Raw genomic sequence first — 16,431 nt, 5'->3', positions numbered from 1 at the left:
GTCAGCCGGCCAGTCCGGCGGTGAGCAGATCCACGAAGCCGACGTCCGCCTTGGCGACGCCGAAGACCTCGGCGCGCAGGAGGGTCCGCTCGGCCCACGCGCGATGCGGCTTCACCTCGTTCATCTTGTTCGTGTACGCGGAACGCATCACGCCGCCCCCGCCGCGTTCGGGCCGCAGGATGTCCTGCGCGTCGCTGTACTCCTCGTGGCTGACCACGGACAGCGCGTGCACGGGCACCACGTGTGTGGGGTGGATGCAGGTCTTGCCGAGCAGGCCGTTGGCCCGGTCGAGTTCGATCTCGCGCAGCAGCCCGTCGAGGTCGTGCTCGATGAGGGCGGTGCGCAGGTCCTCGGCGCTTCCCTCCAGGAAGGGGCTGCGGCGCAGCTGGGGCTTGAACATGCGCTCGCCGAGCCGGAAGTACTCCCAGACCGGTCCGGTGATCGTGAAGCCGGTGCCGTCGGAGCGGCCGAGGACGTTGACGACGTCGGCGATGACATGGGCGACGAGCTGGACGTCGTACGCCGTCATGTCGGGCGAGCGGCGCAACCCGTAGGCCGAGCAGAAGTCGGTGACCCCGAGGCGCAGGGCGAGGACCCGCTGGCGGTACTTGTCGACGGTCGTGGCGATCCCCGCGAGGGTCTCGGCGCGGGTCTCCAGGTGCAGCAGCTCGGGGGACTCCAGGACGGGCATGGCGAAGAGTCGCCGTCCGCACGCCCTCTCGGCGGCGGTGAGGGCCTCCAGGAAGGCGTGCCCGCGGGTCTCGGTGAACTTCGGCAGCACGAATCCGGTCAGCAGGCGGACGTCGTCGCCGAGGCGGGCGACCAGATCGGTGATCTGGTGGGGTTCACGGACCCGGATGAAGAGCAGGGGCACGTCCTGGGCGGGGCGGTCGTCCTCCGTGCGGCCGTGCGCGAGGTCGGCGAACTGGTTCACCAGGTTCGTCTCGGCGGCCTCCACGTCGGCGTCGGCGATGGAGTCCTCCAGGCACAGCACCATGGAGACGACGCCGCGTGCGGCCTGTTTGCGCACGTCGTCGGCGAGTCGCGGACGGGTGGCAGGGCTGTAGAGAGTGGCCCCCAGGGCCACGGCGAGCGTGCTCGCCGGGGAGTCCGCCGTGAACTCGGCCGGCTCCTGGTGGAACAGCCCGGCCCGCGTGGCGGACGGGATGTGCCCGAAATGACGCAATGTAACTCCCCCGACTGCCTCTGTGGCCGTGACGACATGTGGCCGGTAATAGTACGTAGGTGCGGGTGTCCGTAGTTCCCTTCGAGTATGAAATCCAGGTAACTCGTCCGCATCCGTCGCATGCCGCGCACTTCGCGAGCTGGCACGACGCGCGGATCGAGTACGGCCCCCGCGTTGTCCGGCGGACGGCAGGGAAGGCAGGATGACGGTCATGACGCACGCGATGCTGAAGGGCTCCAACGTCCCTCTCGACACCGCGGCCGTACGGGCCGTGCTCCGCTGGACCCCGGGACCCGGGGTCCCCGACGTCGACGCCTCCGCGCTGCTGCTGGGCGCCGACGGGCGGGTGCGCTCCGACGAGGACTTCGTCTTCTACAACCAGCCCCGGCACCCCTCCGGCCTGGTGCGCCGCCTGCCCAAGAAGCGGGTGACGGAGGGACTGACCGACACCGTCGAGGCCGATCTCGGCGGGCTCGACCCGACGGTCGACCAGGTCGTCATCGCGGCCTCCTCGGACGGCGACACCTTCCGCTCGGTCTCCGACCTGCGGATTCTGTTGTACGACGCGAGTGCGCCGGACCGGGAGCCGCTCGCCCTCTTCGATGTGAAGGCGGAGACGGGCGAGGAGACGGCGATCATCTGCGGCGAGCTGTACCGGCGTGGGGACGGCTGGAAGTTCCGGGCGGTGGGGCAGGGCTACCCGACCGGGCTGGTCGGGCTCGCCACCGACTTCGGGATCTCGGTCGACGAGGGCTCCGAGGAGTCCGACGGCTCCATGGCCGCCGACGCCGCGGGCGGGTCCGGTGGTCCGGGCGGTCCCGGCTCCGGCGCTCAGGAGGGACAGGATCCGGCCACTCGGACCGCCCCGCCCGCCGCGCCCGTCACGGACGCCGACGCGACCGTCGTCCATCCCCACGTGGCCGTGCCGCCCCAGCCGACCAGCCCCCCGGCACCCGTGCCGGCCTACGGCTACCCGCAGCCGGTCGCGTCCGACCGGCCGGCGTACGGCTACCCCCAGCCGGCGGCGGCCGCCGCGCCCGCCCCGGACCCGAACTTCCGGATGCCGCCGATGGGCCCGCAGTTCGTCCGCCCGTAACCGCATCAGCTACGCCTTGGTCTTGTAGCCGCGCCCCCACTGCAGGCCCCATCCGTACAGCCGGTCCAGCTCCGCCTGGAAGCCGTACACGAACTTCACCTGACGGCGGACGATCAGCTCGTCCTTGACCTTCTCGACGGTGAACACCGCGCAGGAGCGGGCCTGCGGTGCGCGCTCGTCGAGTTCGATCTCGATCCGCGGCCCGTTGCTGGGGTAGAGCGTCACCTTGGCGTGCGTCCGGTCGAAGGCCGGGGTCTGGTCGTAGATGTAGACGAAGAAGAGCAGGCGCTTGATCTCGTCCCGGTGGTCGAGGTTGACGAAGATCGTCTCTCCGGACGAGCCGCCGAACCGGTCGTCGCCGCTCAGGTTCACGTACGGCGCCGCGTTCAGGGCCCCGAAGAAGCCTCCGAGCGGCTGCACCACGCCCTTGCTGCCGTCCGCGAGCTCGTACATGCACCCGAGGTCCAGGTCGACGTTGACCATGCTCTGGGTGTGCGCCTGGACGACCTCGGGCTTGAAGAGCTTCGAGGGGTGGCGGAGCAGCTGGCCGCTCTGTCGTGAGCGGCCCTCGATGTCGGAGGTGCGCATCCGCCAGGAGAGGTTGACGCGCAGATTGCCGGTGGCGGCGCCCTGTTTGGTCAGGGAGACCGTCGGGCGCCGTTTGGTGAGGTCGATGGTGTTGCTGGAGGCGCTGCCGGAATCGAACGGCGCGGCCCTCCCCGGAAACAGGCCGTCGAAGAAGCCCATGTGCCCCCACCCCCCACTCGAAACCCCGTCAGACGCCGCGGGGCGGCCGGGTGCACCGGCCGCCCCGCAGTGAAGCGTTCCTCATTGCCCGGGGTGTCACACCCCGGACGACACCTCGGTCTTGCCCGAGGAGTCAGCTTTTCCCTCGGCGGCCGCGAGTGCCCTGTTGCGCCGGACGGAGGACCAGAAGGACCAGCCGATCAGGGCGACGCCGATGAGGCCGGTGACGACCTCGGGGATCTGGTAGCGGATGGAGATCATGAGGATCACGGCGAGCGCGCCGATGGCGTAGTGGGCGCCGTGCTCCAGGTAGACGTAGTCGTCGAGGGTGCCCTGGCGGACCAGGTAGACCGTCAGCGAACGGACGTACATCGCGCCGACGCCGAGGCCGAGCGCCATGAGGACGATGTCGTTGGTGATGGCGAAGGCGCCGATGACACCGTCGAACGAGAACGACGCGTCGAGGACTTCGAGGTAGAGGAACATGAAGAAGGCGGCCTTGCCGGCCAGCTGGACGACGCCGACCTTCTTGCCGCTGCGCTTGGCCTCCTCCTCCGCCTCGTGCTCGCGCTCCTCTTCCTCCTCCAGCTTGTTCTCGAAGTAGCCCGAGAGACCGCCGACGACGAGGTAGGTGATGAGACCGAAGACGCCCGAGAGCAGGACGGTCGCCGCCTTGTCGACGTGCGTGCCGCCGTGCTGGTGCGCCTGGGTCGCGAAGGTCATGGCGCTGATCGCCAGGACGATCAGGGCGATGCAGACCGACAGCATGTCGACCTTGCCGAGCTTGGCCAGCGGGCGCTCCAGCCAGCCGAGCCACTTGATGTCACGGTCCTCGAAGATGAAGTCGAGGAAGATCATCAGAAGGAACATGCCGCCGAACGCCGCGATCGACGGGTGCGCGTCGGTCACGAGCTGCTCGTAGCGCTCGGCATCGTTGAGAGCGAGGTCGACGGCCTCGATGGGGCCGATCTTGGCGCTGATCGCGACGATCACGACGGGGAATACCAGCCGCATGCCGAAGACGGCGATGAGCACACCGATGGTGAGGAAGATCTTCTGCCAGAAGGCATTCATCTTCTTCAGGATTCCGGCGTTGACCACCGCATTGTCGAAGGACAGCGAGATCTCGAGGATGCACAGGATCGCGACGATCCCGAACGCTTCCCACCCCCCGTAGAGCACCGCTGCGACCAGTCCGAGCGCCGTGATGGCGAACGACCAGCCGAAGGTTTTCAGTACCACTGTCTACCCCATCGTGTAAGTACGCGGCTTTACGAAACGTTGACCCCGAAGTCTAGAGCGATGCCCCGGAGCCCGGACGCGTACCCCTGTCCCACGGCCCGGAACTTCCATTCGCCCCCGTACCGGTACAGCTCGCCGAAGATCATCGCGGTCTCGGTGGAGGCGTCCTCGGAGAGGTCGTAGCGGGCGAGCTCCTGGCCGTCGGCCTGGTTCACGACGCGGATGAAGGCGTTGCTGACCTGGCCGAAGGTCTGGCCGCGGTTGTCGGCCTCGTGGATCGAGACCGGGAAGACGATCTTGTCGCAGTGGGCCGGGACCTTGACCAGGTCCACGATCAGCGACTCGTCGTCGCCGTCACCCTCGCCGGTGAGGTTGTCGCCCGTGTGCTCGACGGAGCCTTCGGGGCTCTTGAGGTTGTTGTAGAAGACGAAGTACTCGTCGCCGAGCACCCGTCCCGACTGGCACAGCAGGGCGCTGGCGTCGAGGTCGAAGGGCGCTCCGGTGGTGGAGCGCGCGTCCCATCCGAGGCCGACCAGCACCTGGGTGAGGTTGGGTGCGGCCTTGGAGAGGGAGACGTTGCCTCCCTTGGCGAGCGTGACGCCCATGTGTGTTCCTCCCCGGTGATACTGCGGTGGTCGTGCTGATGAGGCACGTCCGGCGCCGCACGGAACGTGCGGCGCCGGACGGATCGGACTGTCGGTCAGACGTTGACGCCGAAGTCCTGGGCGATACCGCGCAGGCCCGAGGCGTAGCCCTGGCCGACGGCGCGGAACTTCCACTCCTCGCCGTTGCGGTACAGCTCTCCGAAGACCATGGCCGTCTCGGTCGAGGCGTCCTCGGAGAGGTCGTACCGGGCGATCTCGGCACCGCCGGCCTGGTTCACGACGCGGATGAACGCGTTGCGCACCTGACCGAAGGACTGCTGGCGGTTCTCGGCGTCGTAGATCGACACCGGGAAGACGATCTTGGCGACATCGGCGGGCACCGTGGCCAGGCTGACCTTGACCTGCTCGTCGTCACCCTCGCCCTCACCGGTGAGGTTGTCACCGGTGTGCTCGACCGAGCCGTCGGCGCTCTTCAGGTTGTTGAAGAACACGAAGTCCTGGTCGTTGCGGACCTTGCCCTCCGCGCTGACCAGAATGGCGCTGGCGTCGAGGTCGAAGTCCGTCCCGGTGGTGGTACGGACGTCCCAGCCCAGACCGACGGTGACGGCGGTCAGGCCAGGGGCCTCCTTGGTCAGCGAGACGTTGCCGCCCTTGCTGAGGCTGACTCCCACGAGTCCCTCCATGTGGTTTCCAGGGGCAGCGCCCCCGTCGTGCGTTGGCATCGGATCAACGTCTGGATCCTAGTGAGGGGTTCCCGGCCTGGACAGACGATTCGCCCCGATGGTCAGAGAGTGTCGAGCACCTTGAGGTAGTCGTTGAGGTCGCGGGCGTCCGGGAGGGCGTTGACGACGGTCCAGCGGACGACGCCCTCCTTGTCGATGATGAACGTGCCGCGCACCGCGCAGCCCTTGTCCTCGTCGAAGACCCCGTAGGCGCGGGAGGCCTCGCCGTGCCTCCAGAAGTCGGAGAGGAGCGGGTACTCCAGTCCCTCCTGGTCGGCGAAGACGCGCAGGGTGTGGATCGAGTCGTTGGAGACGGCGAGGAGCTGGGTGTCGTCGTTGACGAACCTCGGCAGGTTGTCGCGCAGCTCGCACAGCTCACCGGTGCAGACGCCGGTGAAGGCGAAGGGGTAGAAGAGCAGGACCACGTTCTTCTCGCCCCGGAAGTCGGAGAGCCTCACGGTGCGGCCGTGGTTGTCCTTGAGCTCGAACTCCGGCGCCTTCGTGCCGACCTCGATCGCCATGGCGTACGCGTCCCTTCACTGGACCGAACAGGTGAAGGCCCAGCTTAGAACCCCGGCGGGCCCCGCGGCCCCCCACGCACAGAGCCCCCGCCGGACGAGTCCGGCGGGGGCTCCTGCTGCTTGGGGGATCAGCGCTTGGGAGCGACCAGGCGGCTGCCCGCCCAGTCCTTCGCCACGCTGATGCTCTTGGTCTGGGAGAAGCCGGCGGTCTGCGCGGCATCGCTGATGTCGCTCGGCTCGACGTAGCCGTCACGGCCCGTCTTGGGCGTCAGCAGCCATACGACTCCGCCGTCCTCCAGCAGGCCAATGGCATCGACCAGGGAGTCCGTCAGATCTCCGTCCTCGTCGCGGAACCAGAGCACGACGGCGTCGGCGACGTCGTCGTAGTCCTCGTCCGCAAGGTCCGACCCGATGATGGACTCGATGCCTTCGCGGAGATCGAAATCGACGTCGTCGTCGTAACCGATCTCCTGGACCACCTGTCCGGGCTCGAACCCCAGCCTCGCTGCCGGGTTGGTCCGCTCCTCCGCGTGGTCCGCGGTCGCGCTCACGGCTTGCCTCCTGATCATGTATCGGAAAATGCTTCGGCCACGCGCGTACGCGCGGCGCTGGCCGTAGTCCACACGGGCTGGGCGGATCGCGCAAGTACCCGGCCGCCGAGACCGCCGAAACGGTGACGTTTGGGGCCGTCTCGCCGCATCTCCCGGGCCGCATCCACTCCACTCCGTGACGATCGGCACACGCTTCGTCCTGCTTTGCAAGGTTCCGCGGCTTCAGTCTGCCGAACGTGCTGACGAAACGCATGCGCGGGTTGGGCGTAAGGTTGCGATTTGACCCAACCAGGCGCCCAGCGGGGGTTACCCCTCGGTAGAGATGACGTTTGACACCGACGGGGTACACGATGGACATCCCGGCCGGCGTCCCGGCCTCCGTGGGCTCCACCGAACAGCGAAGGAACAGCGTGGCTTCCGGATCCGATCGCAACCCGATCATCATTGGCGGCCTTCCCAGCCAGGTCCCGGATTTCGATCCCGAAGAGACCCAGGAATGGCTCGACTCCCTCGACGCGGCGGTCGACGAGCGAGGGCGCGAGCGGGCCCGCTACCTGATGCTCCGCCTGATCGAGCGCGCCCGCGAGAAGCGCGTCGCGGTGCCCGAGATGCGCAGCACGGACTACGTGAACACGATCGCGACCAGGGACGAGCCGTTCTTCCCCGGTAACGAGGAGATCGAGCGCAAGGTCCTGAACGCGACCCGCTGGAACGCGGCCGTGATGGTCTCGCGCGCGCAGCGCCCGGGCATCGGGGTCGGCGGCCACATCGCCACCTTCGCCTCCTCGGCCTCGCTGTACGACGTCGGCTTCAACCACTTCTTCCGCGGCAAGGACGAGGGCGACGGCGGCGACCAGATCTTCTTCCAGGGGCACGCCTCGCCCGGCATCTACGCGCGGGCCTACCTGCTCGACCGGCTGTCCGAGACCCAGCTGGACGCGTTCCGCCAGGAGAAGTCCAAGTTCCCCAACGGGCTCTCCTCGTACCCGCACCCCCGGCTGATGCCGGACTTCTGGGAGTTCCCGACCGTGTCGATGGGCCTCGGCCCGCTCGGCGCGATCTACCAGGCCCGGATGAACCGCTACATGGAGGCGCGCGGCATCGCCGACACCTCCAAGTCGCACGTCTGGGCGTTCCTCGGCGACGGCGAGATGGACGAGCCGGAGTCGCTCGGCCAGCTCTCCATCGCCGCCCGTGAGGGCCTGGACAACCTGACCTTCGTCGTCAACTGCAACCTGCAGCGCCTCGACGGCCCGGTGCGCGGCAACGGCAAGATCATCCAGGAGCTGGAGTCGCAGTTCCGCGGCGCCGGCTGGAACGTGATCAAGCTCATCTGGGACCGCTCCTGGGACCCGCTGCTCGCCCAGGACCGCGACGGCATCCTGGTCAACAAGCTGAACACCACGCCCGACGGTCAGTTCCAGACGTACGCCACGGAGACCGGCGCGTACATCCGCGACCACTTCTTCGGCGACGACCAGCGGCTGCGCTCGATGGTCGAGGGCATGTCGGACCACCAGATCCTGCACCTGGGCCGTGGTGGTCACGACCACAAGAAGATCTTCGCGGCCTTCGAGGCGGCCAAGGCCCACAAGGGCCAGCCGACCGTGGTGCTCGCGCAGACCGTCAAGGGCTGGACCCTCGGCCCGAACTTCGAGGGTCGCAACGCGACCCACCAGATGAAGAAGCTGACGGTCGACGACCTCAAGCGCTTCCGCGACCGGCTGCACATCCCGATCACGGACGGTCAGCTGGAGAGCGGCCTGCCGCCGTACTACCACCCGGGCCGGGACTCCGAGGAGATCCAGTACATGCACGACCGCCGCAAGGCGCTCGGCGGGTACGTCCCGACGCGTGTCGTGCGGTCGAAGCCGCTGGTCCTCCCCGAGGAGAAGACCTACGCCCCGGTGAAGAAGGGCTCCGGCCAGCAGTCGATCGCCACCACGATGGCCTTCGTCCGGCTGCTCAAGGACCTCATGCGGGACAAGGAGATCGGCAAGCGGTTCGTGCTGATCGCCCCCGACGAGTACCGCACCTTCGGCATGGACTCGTTCTTCCCGAGCGCCAAGATCTACAACCCGCTGGGCCAGCAGTACGAGGCCGTGGACCGCGAGCTCCTGCTCGCCTACAAGGAGTCCCCGACCGGTCAGATGCTGCACGACGGCATCTCCGAGGCCGGCTGCACCGCTTCACTGATCGCGGCCGGCTCGGCGTACGCCACGCACGGCGAACCGCTCATCCCGGTCTACGTCTTCTACTCGATGTTCGGCTTCCAGCGGACCGGTGACCAGTTCTGGCAGATGGCCGACCAGCTGGCGCGCGGCTTCGTGCTCGGCGCCACCGCCGGCCGGACGACGCTCACCGGTGAGGGCCTTCAGCACGCGGACGGCCACTCGCATCTGCTCGCCTCGACGAACCCTGGCTGTGTCGCCTACGACCCGGCCTTCGGATTCGAGATCGCGCACATCGTCCAGGACGGCCTGAAGAGGATGTACGGCCCCGACGCCGAGGACGTCTTCTACTACCTGACCGTCTACAACGAGCCGATCCAGCACCCGGCCGAGCCCGAGAACGTGGACGCCGAGGGCATCCTCAAGGGCATCTACCGCTACAAGGCGGGCGAGGCCGGAGCGATCCCCGCGCAGATCATGGCCTCCGGTGTCGCCGTGCCGTGGGCGGTGGAGGCGCAGCGGATCCTCGCCGAGGAGTGGAACGTCCGGGCCGACGTCTGGTCGGCGACGTCCTGGAACGAGCTGCGCCGCGAGGCCGTCGAGATCGACCGGCACAACCTGCTCCACCCGGAGGAGGAGCAGCGCGTCCCGTACGTGACGCGCAAGCTGTCCTCCGCCCAGGGCCCGTTCGTCGCCGTCTCCGACTGGATGCGCTCGGTCCCGGACCAGATCTCCCGCTGGGTGCCGGGCACCTACACCTCGCTCGGCGCGGACGGCTTCGGCTTCGCCGACACGCGGGGCGCCGCGCGCCGCTACTTCAACATCGACGCCGAGTCGATCGTGCTCGCGGTCCTCACCGAGCTCGCCCGCGAGGGCAAGGTCGACCGGTCGGCGCTGAAGCAGGCCGTGGACCGCTACCAGCTGCTCGACGTCGCCGCCGCCGACCCCGGCCCGGCCGGCGGAGACGCGTAACGGCGCAGAGGTGTGGTGCGGGTGCGGGGGCCGACGCGCCCCCCCACCCCCATACCATTCCCGGCATGATGGAACGCTGGGAGAAGCGCACCCAGACGCCACTGCTGATCCTGGCAGTGGCGTTCGGCGTCGCCTACGCCGTACCGATCGTGGCGCCGGATGCCGACCGCTGGATCCATGAGCTGTGCCTGATCGTGGAATGGGTGGTCTGGGGGGCCTTCGCGGTCGACTACGCCGTCCGGCTCGCGCTGTCCCCGGCCAAGTGGCAGTTCGTGCGCGGCCATCCTCTCGATCTGCTCGCCGTCCTGCTCCCGCTCGTGCAGCCGCTGCGGCTGCTGCGTCTCGTCTCGACACTCCTCCTGGTGGGCCGGCGGGCCCGCATGGCCCCGCAGATAACGCTCACCACCTATGTGGCGGGCGCGGTGGTCGGACTGATGATGTTCGGCTCGCTCGCCGTGCTCCATGTGGAGCGGAACGCCCCGAACGGCAACATCAAGTCGCTCGGCGACGCGGTCTGGTGGTCGTTCACGACGATGACGACCGTGGGGTACGGCGATCACGCACCGACCACGGGACTCGGCCGCGTCCTCGCGGTGGGCCTGATGCTGTCGGGCATCGCCCTGCTCGGTGTGGTCACCGCCAACATCGCCGCCTGGTTCATCTCCCGCTTCGAGCGGGACGACGCCGCGGAGCGCCGCCAGACCGAGCTCCTGGAGGCCCTGACCCGGGAGGTGCGGGAGCTGCGCGCCGAGGTGTCCCGGCTCACGGCCCCGACAGCGGCCTCGACGGCGGCCTCGGTGGGTGGCTCGTCCGCGACGGCGGCCCCGGCTCCGACGGCGGCCCCGACCCCGGCTCCGGCTCCGGCTCCGGCTCCGGCCACCCCCTCGCCGGCCGACCCCGTGCCGTGTCAGGGGACGGCCCCTAGCGCTCCCAGAGCTTGAAGGCCCTGACCTCGTACGGACTCTGCGGAACCCAGGTCCCGCGCCCCGGGTAGGTCTCGAACTCCCCCGTCTCCGCGCACTCCGCCGACTGGTACGTCGTGACCGGCCGCCCGGTCCTGTTCGCCAGGGCCTGGGCGCTCGCGCCCGGCGGCAGCGCCACACAGCTCTCGATGTCGGTGCCGGCCAGCTCGTGCTTCCACGCCGCGCCCTTGAAGTCCGCCCTGGGCCACAGGCACAGCTGACCGGGCCCGCAGGCTCCGAGCTTGGTGCCCGGTGGAGCGGCGGCGGTCACAGCGGCCGGCGCGGCGGCGGAGGGCCAGGCCGCCGGCAGAGCGGCGAGCAGAGCGGCCGCGGCCGCCAGGGCGGCCAGGAGCCGCCGCTTCGGCCCTGCTTTCCCTGCCTTCCCTGCAATCTGTGCGTTCCCTGCGTGCTGCGCGTGCCGCGCGAACCGTGCGTGATGCGGCTCTGCGTGCTGCTCGTACATGTCGATCAACCCCCACTTCGTCACTCTCTGTAATCATAACTCTGGCGGAGGTCACTGCCCGTTGGGAAGAGGCCAAGGCTCGATTCACCCGGACAGGTGACGAGAGGGGAAGGACAGCAGAAAGCCCCGCCGGGGCGCGCGAGCGGTCCGGCGGGGCGGTGGGCTTCCTGCGGCGTACGTCAGATGTGGGCGGCGCCCGCACCCGCCTCCGCGTTCTCGCCGCGCTTGGTCAGCATGGCGACCAGGGCCGCGACGACCGCCACGACACCGGCGACGGTGAACGCCAGCCCCATGCCGTCCAGGAAGGTGTCGTGGATGACGCCACCGATCGTGTCGAGCACGTCCGGGGTCATGTTCGGCGCCTGGGCCAGCTGCGGCGGGACCATGCCGAACTCGGCGGCCTCCTCGAGCCCGGGAGCGGGCTCGCCCGGGAGCCCGGCGGCCGTCCAGTTCTCGCCGAAGGCGCTGGAGACCTTCGAGGACATGACCGCACCGAGCACCGCCGTACCGAGCGCGCCGCCGACCTGCATCGCGGCCTGCTGCAGACCGCCCGCGACACCGGAGAGCTCCAGCGGGGCGTTGCCGACGATGACCTCGGTGGCGCCGACCATGACCGGGGCGAGGCCCAGGCCGAGCAGCGCGAACCAGAGCGACATCGTGAACGTGCCGGTCCCCGCGGAGAGGGACATCATCCCGAACATCGCGACGGCGGTGCAGACCATGCCGCCCACCAGCGGGATGCGCGGGCCGAACTTGGTGATCAGCGCGCCGGCCAGCGGCGACGAGACGATCATCATCGCCGTCAGCGGCAGCAGGTGCAGACCGCTGTCGATCGGGCTGAGGCCCTGGACGCCCTGGAGGTAGAAGGTCACGAAGAACAGGCCGCCCATGAAGGCGAAGGCCATCAGGACCATCAGCACCACGCCCGCCGTGAGCGGGACGGAGCGGAACATGCCCAGCGGGATGAGCGGCTCCTTGACCTTCGTCTGCCAGAAGCCGAAGACGACGAAGAGCAGGACGGCGGCGGCGAGGCATCCCACGGTGTTGCCGCTCGCCCAGCCCCACTTGGCGCCGGCGTTGATGAGGCCCCAGACGAGGGAGCCCATGGCGCCGGAGAGCAGCAGGATGCCGAGGATGTCGAAGGAGCGCGGGGCGTTCTCGGCGCGGTGGTCCTTGAGGATCACCAGGCCGAGCACGAGGGCGAGGACGCCGACCGGCACGTTGATGAAGAAGACGGACTGCCAGCTGACGTGCTCGACGAGGAAGCCGCCGAGAATCGGGCCGCCGGCCGTCGAGGCACCGATGACCATGCCCCAGATGCCGATGGCCATGTTCAGCTTCTCGGCGGGGAAGGTGGCACGCAGCAGGCCGAGCGCGGCCGGCATCAGCAGGGCGCCGAAGAGGCCCTGGAGGACACGGAAGCCGATCACGAGTCCGATCGAGTCCGAGAGGCCGATCGCTCCGGAGGCCGCGGCGAAGCCCGCGATGCCGATGAGGAAGGTCTGACGGTGGCCGAAGCGGTCACCGAGCTTTCCGGCCGTGATCAGCGCGATGGCCAGCGCGAGAAGGTAGCCGTTGGTGATCCACTGGAGCTGGTCGAGGGTGGCTCCGAGGTCGGCCTGGATGGCCGGGTTGGCTATCGCGACGATCGTGCCGTCGAGCGCGACCATCATCACGCCGGCGGCGACTGCGAACAGAGTCAGCCAGGGGTGGCCGCGCAGGCCCTTCGACGGAGCCGGAACGGGGCTCCGGTCGCCCCCCTGGCCCTGCGGGGCCTTTTCCACGGTGGTCTGACTAGTCATGCGAAGGAGGCTAATGTCAGTCACTGACAATTGACAAAGCAATTCACACGCCGGTAACTGTCACTTGTCTCACAGGTACGCTGAGCAGCACGAAGCGTCGGAAAGTGGCGGAGAGAAGGCCATACGGTGACGGTTTCCGGCCTACGGGAACGCAAGAAGCAGCGCACACGGAACGCGCTCCTCCGGGTGGCCCTGGAGCTGTTCACGACGCGGGGGTACGAGCAGACCACCGTGGACGAGATCGCCGACGCGGTCGAGGTCTCCCAGCGCACGTTCTTCCGCTACTTCGCCTCCAAGGAGGAAGTGGCCTTCGCCGTACAGCAGATGGTCGAGGAGCGCTTCGTCCAGGCGCTGGTGGAGCGCCCCTCGGAGGAGGGCCCGCTCGACGCGATGCGGAACGCCGTGCTCGCCTCCTGGGACACGATCGGCGAGGCGATCATGGAGGTCGTGCCCGTCGACATGTACCTGCGGACCTTCCAGATGATCGAGTCGACGCCGGCACTGCTCGCCACGCATCTGCGCCGCACGACCGAGATGGAGGACACGATCGCCCGGGTCGTCGCCGAGCGCGAGGGCGTCGACGTGGACGAGGACCCCCGCCCCCGGATCGTGGTCGCGGCGTTCAGCGGTGTGATGCGCGTGACGGGTCAGCTCTGGGGCCGAGGCACGGACCTCAGCCTGGAGGGCATCCGCGCGCTGACCGAGGACCACCTCGACCACCTGGCGCCGGCGCTGGCCCGGGACTGGCGGAGCTGACGGCGCCCCGGCCGGCGGCGCGGAGCGGCCGGGCCGTGCGGAGGACCTCGTACGGGTGACCGCCGTAGAGCCCCGGCCGTACGGGCCCGTCGCGTGGCCCCGTGGTACGACCGGTCCCGCCGGCTTCAACTCGTGCTGTGCGCCCGCACGTACGGACCGTCACCGGAAGCGGTCGCTCCTCGTGATCCATGTCACCTGCCGCCCCAGGCCCCCTCGCCCGTCTCCTAGGGTGTGGCGCAGTGACTTCCTTCGACTCCTCCCCCACGCTCTCCCTCTGGCGTCTGCTGCTCGCGCTGGCCGTCGTGTTCGTGCTCCTCGCGACCACCGGCTGGACGACGATCAGCCATCAGCGCGGGCCGGGCGAGTCCCGCGAGGCCGCACTCGCGTCCTGGGCGCACAGCCGGATCGGCGACCGCGCGCTGCCCGACCCGTCCGCCCCCGCTCGGACGATCGCCGCGTTCTTCTCCTCGGTCGGACCGACGCAGGGCGCCTTCCTCGCCGAGGCGCACCCTCTCGTCGTCGGCAACCTCGACGGCGCGCCGGTCACGCTCCGCTACCGCGCGAACCGGATCTCCCTCGACCGCGCCCTCGCAGCCGAACGCCACAGGATCGACCACGCCAAGCTCACCGCCGACGGCCGGCGTGAGGCCGTGCGCCGGGCGCACCGCTTCACCTCGCTGATGCGGTCCGACCGGCAGATCCTCGCCTTCGACCCGACCGGCGGCGGCCGGATGGCCGAAGTGCTCGGCGATCTGGACCGGGCCGAGCGGGTCTCGGTGATCGTGCCGGGCGTCGACACCAATCTGCTCACCTTCCAGAAGACGAACCGCAGGTACTCGGCCCCGGTGGGGATGGCGCAGTCGCTGTACGCCGCCGAGCGGCGGGCCGCGCCCCGGAGCCGTACCGCGGTCATCGCCTGGGCCGACTACACCGCGCCCGTCGGGGTCGGCATCGACGCCGCGACGGGTCGCCTCGCCACGGCGGGTGCGGTACGGCTCGTCGGCATGACGGAAGCCCTGCCCGGCGACTCCCGCGTCAGCCTGTTCTGCCACAGCTACGGCTCCGTGCTCTGCGGGGTCGCCGCGCACGGCCTGCCCTCGCGGGTGACGGACGTCGTCGTGGCCGGGAGCCCCGGCATGCGGGTGCAGAGCGCGGCGGAACTGTCGACCCGGGCCCGGGTCTGGGCGATGCGCGACGCGGACGACTGGATCGCGGACGTACCGCATCTCGCGGTCGGCGGGGTCGGGCACGGAGCGGACCCGGTGGAGCCGGAGTTCGGTGCGCGGCTGCTCTCGGCGGAGGGCGCCAAGGGCCACACCGGCTATTTCGAGCCGGGCACCGGCAGCCTGGACAACTTCGCGGCCATAGGCGTCGGTTCGTACGGGGACTTGTCGTGTGCGAGCGCCGACAGCGCTTGCCGCAGGGGAATTTCCGGCGCGGAAGGCGTCTGACGCGCGTAGAGCAAGGCGTTTCGGCCCCTCGCGCAGGGGCGACGCGCGGGCGCACGCCGCCTACGATGAGGCACATGGGTGATGTGCTGGCCGGAAATCATGCCACCTGGGAGTTCGAGAGCGACGCCCTCGTCATCCGCTTCGAACGGGGGATCCGCACGCCGAAACTCTTCCAGGCGCTGGGTGAACGACGTATCCCGCACGAGGCGTTGGCGTCCGTGACGCTCGTCCCGGGCAAGCGGGGCACGGTGGTGCTGCACGCGGTGCCGAGACGGGGCGCCGATCCGCTGATGGAGGCGGCCGGGGGACAGCTGAAGGAGGGGTACGACCCGTATCGGCTGGTGCTGCCGGCCGAACGGGAGACGCTGGCCGAGTACTACCGGGACGAACTGCGGGAACGGCTCGGGCAGGTTGGTCAGGCGGGTCGCACGAGCGGCGGGGCGTACCTCTCACTGAGCGGCGCGCCGGACGGCGGGCTCGGCGGCGCGCTCGACCGCGCCCCGGACAGCTCGGCGGGCGGCTCCGCGGGCGGCTCGTCCGCCGCCTTTCCGGCCGGTACGACCGCCGCCTTTCCGGACGGTACGACCGCCGCCTTTCCGGACGAGCCGACCGACGCCTTTCCGGACGGTACGGCCGCCGCCGCCGCGGACGAGCCGACCGACGGCTTCCTGGTGGCGGCTCCCCAGGGACCGCGGTCCTTCAAGGCGTACGACGGCAAGGCGAGCTTCGACGGCGCGTCGAAGGTCACGTTCCGCTGGTTCTGGACGGGCGCGTCCTCCGAGAAGTGGAAGGCCGGCGACCAGACGTTCTCGGTACGGGAGCTCAGCGGGGTCGAGTGGCGCTCGCCGGACGTCTTCGACGGGTACCTGCGCCTGCTGCCCCGCTCCGGGGAGCCTCGGTCGGCGCAGGCGGACCATGACCCGGCGGCCGTGGTCTTCGGCCTCGGCTACGGCCCGGTCCACGAGTCGCTGCCGTTCGCCGCGGCGGTCCTGGCGGCGATCCGCGGCACCGGGCGCGCGGCGGCGACCGAGCCCGCGGACGCGCTGCCGCCACCGCCGGAGTCCCGGGACCCGGCGGGCGTCGCGGAGAGGATCCGGCACCTGGGGGAACTGCACCGGGCGGGGCTCGTGACGGACCAGGAGTTCGCGGTGAAGAAGGCGGAGCTGCTGGCGGAGCTGTGAGGC

At 69.8% G+C, this 16,431-nt stretch carries 15 protein-coding genes; 6 read left to right on the top strand and 9 right to left on the bottom strand.

Annotated features, from left to right (window positions below):
* Position 1: 1 nt before the first annotated feature.
* A complete protein-coding gene (locus ACZ3IJ_RS23615; protein ID WP_467471165.1) occupies positions 2–1,186 on the bottom strand; it encodes an HpcH/HpaI aldolase/citrate lyase family protein in 1,185 nt (394 codons plus the stop codon).
* 202 nt (positions 1,187–1,388) lie between these two features.
* On the opposite strand from ACZ3IJ_RS23615, the gene ACZ3IJ_RS23610 reads away from it, so the two are divergent.
* The gene (locus ACZ3IJ_RS23610) at positions 1,389–2,282 is read left to right on the top strand and encodes a TerD family protein (RefSeq protein ID WP_467471163.1); all 894 of its coding nucleotides are present in this window, start codon (positions 1,389–1,391) and stop codon (positions 2,280–2,282) included.
* A 9-nt stretch (positions 2,283–2,291) separates the two neighbouring features.
* On the opposite strand, the gene ACZ3IJ_RS23605 is transcribed toward ACZ3IJ_RS23610, so the two are convergent.
* The 6 genes from ACZ3IJ_RS23605 to ACZ3IJ_RS23580 all read right to left on the bottom strand — a co-directional run bounded on the left by ACZ3IJ_RS23605 (position 2,292) and on the right by ACZ3IJ_RS23580 (position 6,670).
* Positions 2,292–3,029, bottom strand: coding sequence for a TerD family protein (locus ACZ3IJ_RS23605; protein WP_467471161.1), 738 nt, complete (start codon positions 3,027–3,029; stop codon positions 2,292–2,294).
* A gap of 96 nt (positions 3,030–3,125) precedes the next feature.
* Complete coding sequence (locus tag ACZ3IJ_RS23600) at positions 3,126–4,271, bottom strand: DUF475 domain-containing protein (RefSeq protein WP_352192239.1); 1,146 nt, start codon at positions 4,269–4,271, stop codon at positions 3,126–3,128.
* Positions 4,272–4,300: 29 nt separating this feature from the next.
* Complete coding sequence (locus tag ACZ3IJ_RS23595; protein WP_467471158.1) at positions 4,301–4,876, bottom strand: TerD family protein; 576 nt, start codon at positions 4,874–4,876, stop codon at positions 4,301–4,303.
* 95 nt (positions 4,877–4,971) lie between these two features.
* A complete protein-coding gene (locus tag ACZ3IJ_RS23590) occupies positions 4,972–5,547 on the bottom strand; it encodes a TerD family protein (RefSeq protein ID WP_352192241.1) in 576 nt (191 codons plus the stop codon).
* Positions 5,548–5,660: 113 nt separating this feature from the next.
* Positions 5,661–6,119, bottom strand: a complete 459-nt coding sequence (locus ACZ3IJ_RS23585; protein WP_467471156.1) for a peroxiredoxin — start codon at positions 6,117–6,119, stop codon at positions 5,661–5,663.
* Between the two features lie 128 nt (positions 6,120–6,247).
* Entirely contained in the window at positions 6,248–6,670 is a 423-nt protein-coding gene (locus ACZ3IJ_RS23580) for a DUF3052 domain-containing protein (RefSeq protein ID WP_352192242.1), read from the bottom strand.
* Positions 6,671–7,080: 410 nt separating this feature from the next.
* Between ACZ3IJ_RS23580 and aceE the strand changes: the two genes are divergently transcribed.
* Positions 7,081–9,813, top strand: a complete 2,733-nt coding sequence (aceE, locus tag ACZ3IJ_RS23575; protein WP_467471153.1) for a pyruvate dehydrogenase (acetyl-transferring), homodimeric type — start codon at positions 7,081–7,083, stop codon at positions 9,811–9,813.
* A gap of 65 nt (positions 9,814–9,878) precedes the next feature.
* A complete protein-coding gene (locus tag ACZ3IJ_RS23570; protein WP_467471151.1) occupies positions 9,879–10,754 on the top strand; it encodes a potassium channel family protein in 876 nt (291 codons plus the stop codon).
* Here the strand turns inward: ACZ3IJ_RS23570 and ACZ3IJ_RS23565 are convergent.
* A complete protein-coding gene (locus tag ACZ3IJ_RS23565) occupies positions 10,735–11,124 on the bottom strand; it encodes a peptidase inhibitor family I36 protein (RefSeq protein ID WP_467471405.1) in 390 nt (129 codons plus the stop codon). The genes ACZ3IJ_RS23570 and ACZ3IJ_RS23565 overlap by 20 nt on opposite strands.
* A gap of 293 nt (positions 11,125–11,417) precedes the next feature.
* Positions 11,418–12,911: an MFS transporter gene (locus ACZ3IJ_RS23560; protein WP_467471403.1), complete on the bottom strand. Its 1,494-nt coding sequence runs from the start codon at positions 12,909–12,911 to the stop codon at positions 11,418–11,420.
* A gap of 255 nt (positions 12,912–13,166) precedes the next feature.
* On the opposite strand from ACZ3IJ_RS23560, the gene ACZ3IJ_RS23555 reads away from it, so the two are divergent.
* The 3 genes from ACZ3IJ_RS23555 to ACZ3IJ_RS23545 all read left to right on the top strand — a co-directional run bounded on the left by ACZ3IJ_RS23555 (position 13,167) and on the right by ACZ3IJ_RS23545 (position 16,428).
* Complete coding sequence (locus ACZ3IJ_RS23555) at positions 13,167–13,796, top strand: TetR family transcriptional regulator (protein ID WP_467471149.1); 630 nt, start codon at positions 13,167–13,169, stop codon at positions 13,794–13,796.
* A 239-nt stretch (positions 13,797–14,035) separates the two neighbouring features.
* A complete protein-coding gene (locus ACZ3IJ_RS23550; protein ID WP_467471147.1) occupies positions 14,036–15,247 on the top strand; it encodes an alpha/beta hydrolase in 1,212 nt (403 codons plus the stop codon).
* Between the two features lie 74 nt (positions 15,248–15,321).
* Entirely contained in the window at positions 15,322–16,428 is a 1,107-nt protein-coding gene (locus ACZ3IJ_RS23545) for a DUF4429 domain-containing protein (RefSeq protein ID WP_467471145.1), read from the top strand.
* Positions 16,429–16,431: the final 3 nt, after the last annotated feature.

This window comes from Streptomyces sp. NPDC013317, from assembly GCF_055563155.1.
The sequence above is the reverse complement of the archived record's forward strand: the minus strand, read 5'-3'. Positions and strand labels throughout refer to the sequence as shown.

Bases quoted from the DNA above. Each gene is read 5' to 3' on its own strand.
- ACZ3IJ_RS23610 (WP_467471163.1), top strand. From the start codon at position 1,389: ATGACGGTCATGACGCACGCGATGCTGAAGGGCTCCAACGTCCCTCTC.
- ACZ3IJ_RS23585 (WP_467471156.1), bottom strand. From the start codon at position 6,119: ATGGCGATCGAGGTCGGCACGAAGGCGCCGGAGTTCGAGCTCAAGGAC.
- ACZ3IJ_RS23605 (WP_467471161.1), bottom strand. From the start codon at position 3,029: ATGGGCTTCTTCGACGGCCTGTTTCCGGGGAGGGCCGCGCCGTTCGAT.
- ACZ3IJ_RS23595 (WP_467471158.1), bottom strand. From the start codon at position 4,876: ATGGGCGTCACGCTCGCCAAGGGAGGCAACGTCTCCCTCTCCAAGGCC.
- ACZ3IJ_RS23560 (WP_467471403.1), bottom strand. From the start codon at position 12,911: ATGATGGTCGCGCTCGACGGCACGATCGTCGCGATAGCCAACCCGGCC.
- ACZ3IJ_RS23570 (WP_467471151.1), top strand. From the start codon at position 9,879: ATGATGGAACGCTGGGAGAAGCGCACCCAGACGCCACTGCTGATCCTG.
- ACZ3IJ_RS23545 (WP_467471145.1), top strand. From the start codon at position 15,322: ATGGGTGATGTGCTGGCCGGAAATCATGCCACCTGGGAGTTCGAGAGC.